Annotated in this window: 8 protein-coding genes and 2 tRNA genes; 4 read left to right on the forward strand and 6 right to left on the reverse strand. The window is 35.1% G+C overall.

What is annotated here, in order from left to right; all coding sequences use genetic code 11:
- Nucleotides 1-101 precede the first annotated feature (101 nt).
- From GQR60_RS18080 to GQR60_RS18095, 4 genes are all read right to left on the reverse strand, one after another.
- Entirely contained in the window at nt 102-1880 is a 1779-nt protein-coding gene (locus GQR60_RS18080) for a M56 family metallopeptidase (protein ID WP_160463520.1), read from the reverse strand.
- 56 nt (nt 1881-1936) lie between these two features.
- On the reverse strand, nt 1937-2311 hold the full coding sequence (locus tag GQR60_RS18085) for a BlaI/MecI/CopY family transcriptional regulator (RefSeq protein ID WP_101262091.1): 375 nt from the start codon (nt 2309-2311) through the stop codon (nt 1937-1939).
- A gap of 128 nt (nt 2312-2439) precedes the next feature.
- Nucleotides 2440-3219 (reverse strand): amidohydrolase, encoded by a 780-nt coding sequence (locus tag GQR60_RS18090; RefSeq protein ID WP_124994286.1) that lies wholly within the window; start codon nt 3217-3219, stop codon nt 2440-2442.
- A 13-nt stretch (nt 3220-3232) separates the two neighbouring features.
- Nucleotides 3233-3781: a 1-acyl-sn-glycerol-3-phosphate acyltransferase gene (locus GQR60_RS18095; protein ID WP_124994287.1), complete on the reverse strand. Its 549-nt coding sequence runs from the start codon at nt 3779-3781 to the stop codon at nt 3233-3235.
- Nucleotides 3782-3964: 183 nt separating this feature from the next.
- Between GQR60_RS18095 and GQR60_RS18100 the strand changes: the two genes are divergently transcribed.
- Together GQR60_RS18100 and GQR60_RS18105 are read left to right on the forward strand one after the other, a co-directional pair.
- Nucleotides 3965-4975 (forward strand): YitT family protein, encoded by a 1011-nt coding sequence (locus tag GQR60_RS18100; protein WP_124994288.1) that lies wholly within the window; start codon nt 3965-3967, stop codon nt 4973-4975.
- A gap of 26 nt (nt 4976-5001) precedes the next feature.
- On the forward strand, nt 5002-5430 hold the full coding sequence (locus tag GQR60_RS18105; protein WP_124994289.1) for a pyridoxamine 5'-phosphate oxidase family protein: 429 nt from the start codon (nt 5002-5004) through the stop codon (nt 5428-5430).
- 23 nt (nt 5431-5453) lie between these two features.
- Here GQR60_RS18105 and GQR60_RS18110 read toward each other — a convergent pair whose 3' ends face one another.
- Nucleotides 5454-6176: an RNA polymerase sigma factor gene (locus GQR60_RS18110; protein WP_124994290.1), complete on the reverse strand. Its 723-nt coding sequence runs from the start codon at nt 6174-6176 to the stop codon at nt 5454-5456.
- 134 nt (nt 6177-6310) lie between these two features.
- Nucleotides 6311-7120, reverse strand: a complete 810-nt coding sequence (locus GQR60_RS18115) for an SDR family oxidoreductase (RefSeq protein ID WP_124994291.1) — start codon at nt 7118-7120, stop codon at nt 6311-6313.
- 397 nt (nt 7121-7517) lie between these two features.
- Between GQR60_RS18115 and GQR60_RS18120 the strand changes: the two genes are divergently transcribed.
- Both GQR60_RS18120 and GQR60_RS18125 read left to right on the forward strand, forming a co-directional pair.
- Nucleotides 7518-7590, forward strand: a tRNA-Lys gene (locus GQR60_RS18120).
- A 33-nt stretch (nt 7591-7623) separates the two neighbouring features.
- Nucleotides 7624-7696: transfer RNA gene (locus GQR60_RS18125), tRNA-Lys, on the forward strand.
- The last annotated feature ends 1 nt before the right edge of the window (nt 7697 follow it).

Here is a 7697-nt window from a genome sequence, read left to right on the forward strand (position 1 = left end):
AATAAAGGGTTTTTGGTTAGACAATATAAATTGGTTTGGTTTTATTCCTAAGAAGTTAGTTTTGTAACTAATTTCTTAGTTAATATACGTAAAAAAATTTATTAGTTCAAAGAAAAACGAATAGGAATTGTATATTTAACCTCAACTTTTTTTCCGTGTTGCTCGCCGGGCACCCAATTAGGCATGCTGTTAATTACACGTAAGGCTTCCTTATTTAATTCAATATTTGCTCCTTTTATTACTTTCGCCTTAGCAACACTACCATCAGTTCTCACAACAAACTGGACAAAAACCTGACCTTCGTAGCCCTGTTCGGCAGCCAAAACAGGATATTGAATTTTTCTTGCAATATATTTTCTCAAATTGCCATTTGCCTCAGTAAACTGCGGCATTTTCTCTACTACAACATATTCTTTGCTCTTATTCATATTAGTTTTAAGAACATTTTCCAAATGATAGTCGGATGAATTCTTAATTCTTGAATACAAAGGATCCGGCGACTCAACAGGCTTATCAATTAAATCCTTTAATTGAAAATTAATAGGAACAGTATATGCAATATTCACAAATTCTCCATCTTTCTTTCCCGGATTCCATTTAGGAAGAGACGATACAACCCGTAAAGCTTCACGATCTAATAAGGGATTAACTTTTCTTGCCAAAGCAGCATTAACAACTCTGCCTTCTTTATTAATCACAAAAGAAACAAACACACGACCTTCAATTTGCTTAGTTTGAGCCAACTTAGGATATTTAACATGTTTTGCCAAATATTTTTGAAGGGCGATTACGCCCCCCGGAAAAACGGGCATTTCGTCAGTTATGGTCTTTATTTCCTCAGGGTTGATTGTTTCTTTATATTCCAGCTTATTAATTTTGTGAGTGACTAATTGCGGTGAGAATTCATATTTTGTTTCAGAATAAAAATTTGCCGGCTCGCTTCGTAAGGAAGAAAATATATTCAAGTCCATCGGCAGTAACTCTTTAAATGAGAATTCAGTATCTAACTTTTCTTCCTCCTTAATTGTGAAAGCAAAAGCTGATAACAAAACCACAAAAATTGGTATAATAAGCAAGAGTTTTACCAATGCAATTCTTGGTGTTTTTATTCTGCCCAACATCGAGATTCTTTTTTTCAGTGTTGACTGCCCAAAATTATTGGCCAAACGGAACAAATCACCACCAGCAAATTGATTCACAATATGCATTTTGTACTCATTCGCATTCACGGCTCCATTTACAACCTTATCATCGGCTAAATATTCATGAACTTCCTGAATTGATGATTTATAAAACCAGACAACAGGATTCATCCAAAAAATTACTGTGAGAATTTCAATCATCAGTAAATCGAAGGTATGAAGCTGATCGACATGCACCCTTTCGTGAGCTAATATGGATGTAAAATTGGTCTTTTGATAATCAGCCTTACTGATAAAAACAGAATTTAAAAAAGAAAAAGGAGGATAATCATCATTCATGATCACCAGCCGAAGTCCTTTTTCACGCAGAATCTTACTGCTTTTTGTCCAGGAAAATAACTGAAATAAATTTTTAAAAAATCGGATCGAAAAAAGAAATACTCCCAAAATATACACTACACCTAAGTATTGGTACCATGTAAGAGCTTTTTTTACTGTTGCCGTAACAACAACCTCTTCGAGCATATTGCTGTTTAAATACTGCTGCGAAGCTAAAACCACGGCATCTAATACATGAAATGAATTTTCTATCGTACTCTTTGGTTCGGGCTGAAAAGGTATTTCTAAAGTTGGAATTAATATTGAGGCAAGCAATGTAAGCAAAAGGAACACACGGTTAACTCTAAAAAAGGTATCCCTTTTTAGAAACAACCAATACAGGGCATAAAAAAAAGCCATGCATATTGCCGATTGCAAAAAATATAAGATTATGCCTGTAATCATTTACTATTAGCTTATCTACTTTGCTTTTTTATTTGCTCTTCAACCATTCTTTTCACCTCTTCCAATTCCGATAAACTCACTTGCTCTTCCTTAGCGAAAAATGAAACCATATCTCGATAAGAGTTCGAAAAATAATTACGAACGAAACCCTTCATAAATTTTCGGGTATATTCCTTTTTTCCCATTAATGGAAAGTACTGATGACTTTTGCCGTAAGCAATATGACTCACAAATCCTTTCTTCTCAAGGATTCGTGTAATGGTGGATATGGTATTGTAAGCAGGTTTGGGTTCTGGTATTTTCTCTATAATTTCCTTCACAAATGCATTTTCCAGATCCCATAGGATTTGCATCACTTGTTCTTCTGCCCGAGTTAATTCTTTCATTGATTTTATTTTAGAATAGTTTCTAGTCATAAATATATAACTATAAGTTTAGTTTTACAAGTGCCCGAAAGTACATTATTGCCACAAAACAGCAATTCACTTTTAATCAGACACATATTTTGTGTATTTTAGCTTATTTGAAATGAATCTGCATCCAAAAGAACCGGAAATTTACTTCTGAATTCATTTAATTCATCTAAATTTAATTGCAGACTAACAATTTCTTCGGTGTAATCGGCACATTTTCCAACAAGTTGACCTTTTGCATTAAAAAGAGCTGAATCTCCGGCATAAGAAAGTCCCAAACCATCAGATCCTATTCGATTCACTCCAACAACAAACGACTGATTTTCAATTGCCCGTGCTTTTAAAAGCGTATTCCAAACCTCTCTGCGAGCTTCGGGCCAGTTGGCAACATACAGCAAAATGTCATAATCATTCTGATTACGGCTCCATACCGGAAAACGTAAATCATAACAAACTAAAGGACATATTCTCCATTTTCCCAAATTGAAGACAGCCCGCTCACTGCCACTTGAAAAATGGTGATGCTCCTCTCCCATTCTAAACAGATGACGCTTATCGTACGAACAAATAATTTTTCCGTCATCAACACAGTACAAACGGTTAAAATATTCGCCGTTTTCCTCTACAATTATACTTCCAAGAAGAACCGAATTTAACTCTCCGGCTTGATTTTTCATCCAATCAAGAGTCATTTTGGCTTTTGGTGCAATCTTACTTTTATCTTCCATCATAAAGCCTGACGAGAACATCTCAGGCAGAACAATTAAATCAGTCTGATTTTTTAAAGGTAAAAGCAGATTCGAAATTTTACTCAGATTCTCATCAACATTTCCCCAAACCAATTCTAATTGAACTAAACTAACTTTTAGCGTATCGGACATCTTATTCTTTTGGTTACAATCCTGTTGTGAAATTCGCCGGATATTTAGGCTTACAATTGATATACTTGCTTTTAATCTTAATCATATCCTTCTCTACATCGCCCGTAGGATAAAAAGCCTCACCACAAGTTAAGGTTTTTTCCTCGTAGTTAATTTCAGCCAGATAAATAGGAACATTTGCCTTTAGCGCGATATAATAAAAACCTTTTTTCCACTCAGCACGAAGGCTGCGGCTTCCTTCCGGTGCAATTGACAAATACAAAGACTCACGACTTGCAAATTCTTTAACCAATTCATCAGTCATGTTGCCTTTTGTTGAACGATTAACAGGAATTACTCCCCACGATTTCCAGATGTACTTAAGAGGAAACACAAACATCTCTTTTTTCATTAATACTTTTGTAGGAATATTATAAGATAAAAAAGCAAGCTTTCCCCAAACAAAATCCCAGTTGGAAGTGTGCGGAACCGCAATCACAACAGCCTTCTTAACCTGCGGTATATCTCCAATATATTTCCACCCAAACAATTGCATTAGTAACTTACTAATTTTAGCCTTCATAGTCTCCCGTATTTGATCGTGATGCAAAACAATCAATTCTTTACAAACAAAACAATACCAATTCAATTTATTTTAACAGAAAAATATCTTGTGAAGCTCCATGAATCTCAATAAAAACTATTATTTTGTAAAAAATCCAAATAAGCATTAAGACTAATTCCAACTCCATAAATCATAATCGTTTTGACTTTTATACAAAAAGATACTCTCTTTTCAAGTAAATGGTTTTATAATTATACCATTCTAATTTTCGGTGCATTTGTTGTTGCTGCCGGATTTGTTTTTTTTATCATTCCTCATGGGATTGTACCGGGTACGGTCTATGGTTTAGGTATTGTCATTAATAAACTTACTATTGGATTATTCCCCCATGGCATTTTTGGCACATTAAATCCTGCTGATTACGATGGCTTTTTCTCAGGTATACTCTATCAATTCATGGATTATTCGAATGACTTGTTTCGAAAATACGGTGGAGGTATTCCCGTTGGATTAGCTAGTTTGGCCATAAACATTCCTTTGTGCTTTATTGGCATAAAACTATTGGGTCCCCGTTTTGGTGTTAAAACCTTTATATCATTCATTTTATGTGCATTATTTATTGATATTGTAAGCACTTGGTGGGGATTTATTCCGTTGGTAGATGATGTGCTGTTATCCTGTATTTTTGGAGGAATCTTTATTGGTTTTGGTTTAGGCCTGATAATTAAAGCAAGAGCAAGTTCTGTCGGAACAGATATTATCGCCATGATTGGTGCAAAATATACCGGACTTCCCCTTGGCCAACTAGTTATTTATGTTGATTCCCTGATTATTTTAAGTTGTTTATACATTAAAATGGATTGGCAGATTCCATTATATTCATGGATCGTACTTTTTATTATTGGAAAAGTTACTGATATCACCTTACAGGGTTCTACTTACGAAAAAGCATTATTTATTATTTCTGATAAACATGAAGAAATCAGAGCCAAAATCACCAATGATTTCAATCTTAACGGGACTATTATAAAAGGCAATAGAACACTTGATTTAAAAGAAAAATCGATAATTTTTATTGTTGTAAACAGAAGAGAATTGTCGATGCTGCAGGATTACATCCACTCTATTGACCCAATAGCGTTTGTTTCGGTAATGGAAACCAATGAAGTTTTAGGCAAAGGCTTTAAATCGCTTACTGATCGTTTGGAATAAAATAACCCGGTAAAATTTAAGTACTTATGAAAGATTTAATAAAATTACTCAACCAGCACAAAGATCTTGCTTTAGCAACAGTTAATGATCAAGGAAGTCCTAAGGTAAGAATCTTTCGAATTATGCAATTGAATGAACAGGAATTGTTCTTTTCCACCGCAAAAAACAAAGAGGTATACCTGCAATTGAAAGAAAACCCAAAAGTTGAAATGGTGAGCTGGCACGATAGAGTTTCCATTCGTGTGGCAGGCAAAGCATTCTTCGATGTATCTGATGAAATGCAACGGAAAATATTCGAAGAGAGTAAAACCCTTCAAGAAATTTACTTATCGGTTGACAATCCGAATTTAACTTTTTTTAGAGTGAAAATGGAATGGGCCGAATTATTTGATTTGAATTCAATTCCTCCCCGAAGAGAATTTTTCGATGAAACAGACATCACCTCTACTTTGTAATTGTTACAAGTCCTTTTTATTTCTCACTTAAAAATTCCAAAGAAAGAACTTCGCCAATTCCTCTTCTGTATTTCTTTTATTTCCAAAAGCAATTGCTCGGAACAATTGGATGGCATAGGTTTATTGCCCATTTTTAAGAACAACTGAAAAAGCTCTCTGTCAGCATCCGTTACATCAGACAAATCCATCCTCGAAAAATACAGTCGCAGCTGTTCTTCTTCTTTTAATGTTGACTTGCCGGAATAGTATTTAAATAAAACTTCATTGTTTTTGAAATCTGCCATGGTACCATTTAGATCTATTCTCGCTCTAAGAACTTTTCTTACCACCGACAGAATAGATTGTACATTATTTATTCCTAAACCTACAACAACAGAGATATCATCCATGCGTAACCGAACCATAGAGCGCAAACACATTACTTCGGCTTGTAAGGGTGATAAATCCTGAGTTAGAGAACAGAAATGAGTTAAAACCGGATTGGTATCCGCTAATAAATTATTCGTGTAGCCTAAAGACATTCTTTTCTCAAAACCAGAAGCTTTAAGTCTTGCCAACTTTCTTGCAATCTTAAACACATAAATCATATCGGTATGGCTAAATTTCTTTCGCTCCTTCCAACATTCCTCAATTGTTAAGCTTACCACCTCACGAGTCTCCTCCTGATTTCTCAATAAGCAATATACGTAATAGTAAATCTTATCCGCACTGGAGAAGATAAACGTATTAAAATGCGATTTATCCATTTAGTGTAGTAGTGAATCGTGAATTGCAATTAAATTATCACAATCGTGAAAGTATACTGCCCGCATTTATAAAGGTTACGGGGCTGGTCAAAAACAAATGGATGCTCATCAAAACACCCATTTGTAACGCTGTACTATTTTAAAGGAGAATCAGGCTCTTTAGCCATATGATTATAGGTTAGCTTTTCCAATAATGAAGGAAACCATTTTTTAAGCCATACGGTTAATTTCCCTTCCATAAATGTCATGATCAGTTCACGCTTTCGTTTCACTACTGCAATGGCAATTAAGCGTGCACATTCCTCGGCACTCATCATTTTACTTTCGTCACGGGGGGTTTCACCCTGCATCGATCCATCAGCCGTTAAGGCAACATTCCGAACATTTGAGGCTGTGAAACCAGGCGCGGCTACCAACACATGAACGCCGGTTTTTAGATTTTCGACCCGTAAGGTATCCAGAAATCCTCGAATAGCATATTTTGATGCCGAATATCCCGATCGGGCAGGCAAACCAATATAGCCCGCAATTGAAATTACTCCAACAACCGATCCTTTGGATTTGGCAATGTATGGCATTGCAAATTTGGTACAATACACTGTTCCCCAAAAATTAACATCCATTAAATTTTTGATGACCGACAAATCCAAATCAGTAAAAAGAGCTCTCATCGAGATTCCTGCATTATTTATCAGTACATCTACTCCACCAAATCGATTTACAGTCTCTGTTATCAGATTTTTACAATCTTCTTCAACACTTACATCCGTTTTAACGGCTAAAACCTCATTTCCCAAAGCCAGAATACTTTCTTCCACTTCTTTTAGTTTTTCGAGATTTCTTGCGGCCAAAACAATTTTAGATCCACGGGAAGCAAATTCTAAAGCCAATGCCTTTCCTATTCCAGAAGAAGCTCCTGTAATCACAACAATTTTTTGTTTCATGAAAAAGATATATTAACAGATTATAAGAAGCAGGAAGTAATTCCTGTCATTTTTTCAACGACTACAAATTTAAAAATATTTTAATGTATTGAAATTTTTACGATCTAAAATCAAGTTTATTACTGAGAAATTCGGAATTTACTTCAAATGAACCAAACAAAAACCTACATCTTTAAACCTCAAAAAAGACCATTATCATAAGCAATTTCAAGTAAATTTAAAATTTTGAAGTTTTTTTTCGTTTTTTTTTCATTTCACTATCAAATTACGAACCAATACAATAAAGCTAACCGACCTCACCTCCTCTTGGGAAATATAGATATTTCTGCCATTTTCAGTTTGCGATTTCCATTTAATCACTCTATATTTGCATCGCTTTAAAAAACGAAGTTTATCTGATTCCTTAGCTCAGCTGGTAGAGCACATCACTTTTAATGATGGGGTCCTGGGTTCGAACCCCAGAGGGATCACAAAGACAACCAAAGTCTTCAAAAAATAAGGATGATTCCTTAGCTCAGCTGGTAGAGCACATCACTTTTAATGATGGGGTCCTGGGTTCGAACCCCAGAGGGATCAC

The organism is Labilibaculum euxinicum, assembly GCF_009795715.1.
Taxonomy (GTDB): Bacteria; Bacteroidota; Bacteroidia; order Bacteroidales; family Marinifilaceae; genus Labilibaculum; species Labilibaculum euxinus.